At 61.7% G+C, this 994-nt stretch carries 1 protein-coding gene and 1 pseudogene; both read right to left on the bottom strand.

Annotation, left to right across the window (positions count from 1 at the left end):
- Positions 1 to 515: hypothetical protein (locus tag DVK07_RS19550; protein WP_121598516.1), on the bottom strand; the 515-nt coding region annotated here is incomplete at its 3' end.
- Positions 515 to 994 (bottom strand): annotated as a pseudogene (locus DVK07_RS19555) (hypothetical protein); the annotation flags it as partial. The pseudogene DVK07_RS19555 and the gene DVK07_RS19550, both read right to left, overlap by 1 nt.

The following is a 994-nucleotide window of genomic DNA, read 5'->3' on the forward strand; positions in this document are numbered from 1 at the left end:
GCCTCGGCGCTCTCCGTAAACGGGTCGATCGTGTTGAGACCCTCATCACAGAGCGTCCCGTATACTGCGGCGAGACTCGACTGCTCATCGCCGTCCACGGTCGTGTTGAACCGGCGAGAAATGACGGGCATCACGTCCGCGAACGGCACGTCCCGGAACGGCCACTCGACGCCCGTCGTCGCCAACCGTGTCCGCAGGAACGGTAAATCAAACCCGTCACGCCACCGCTCACCGTTATACGCAACGAGTAACATGTCCTCGCCACACATCCGCTCAGCGACAAACTCACCGACCGCTCGCAATAGGTCGGGTTCCGATTCGTGAGCCGATACGACAACTCGTTCCCCGACTCGCTCCCGCACCTCATCCTCAAGTTCACCAGCGCCCACTGCAGCACTACCAGCGTGCACGAACACGCGGCACCCCAACGGCACTGCAAACCCGACGACCGTCACTACATCATCAACCTCGAAGCCCGTCGTCTCAATATCGAACGCGACCTGCTCCAACACCATCACGCCCCACCCCCTGCAAACTCGGGACTCCGTTCAGGAACACGATCATCGCTCACCGGCCGAACCCTGAGTTCGCCAAACCCGAACCGCGAATGCGTCCCAACTCGGAGCACCCCGTTCTTCGCTGTCTCAACCGGGCGCGCTCCGTCGTACCCGACGATCTGCCCGTGATCAATCGTCGCCAACTCATACACCTCGTCATCATCAACCAGGCGCTCCGTCCGTCGCCGTAACCCGGCACGGCTCGCCGCACTCGCCCTGCAGTCACCATCACCATCAGCCGGAGATGCTCGTGGACGTGAGGTGTCCCACCACCACGGCACCGACTGCTCATCCGCGTTCGGGAACTCACTCGCCACCACGAACGGCGACACGAGCTCAATGACGTACTCGTCCGCTGCCGCGATCCGATCGTAGTCCAGCGCGTCGAGATCGATCACTTGCGAATCGATGAACGACAACTTGCCAAACCCGTAGTT

The sequence above is a fragment of the Halorubrum sp. Atlit-26R genome, from assembly GCF_003666015.1.
In the GTDB taxonomy this organism is placed as follows: domain Archaea; phylum Halobacteriota; class Halobacteria; order Halobacteriales; family Haloferacaceae; genus Halorubrum.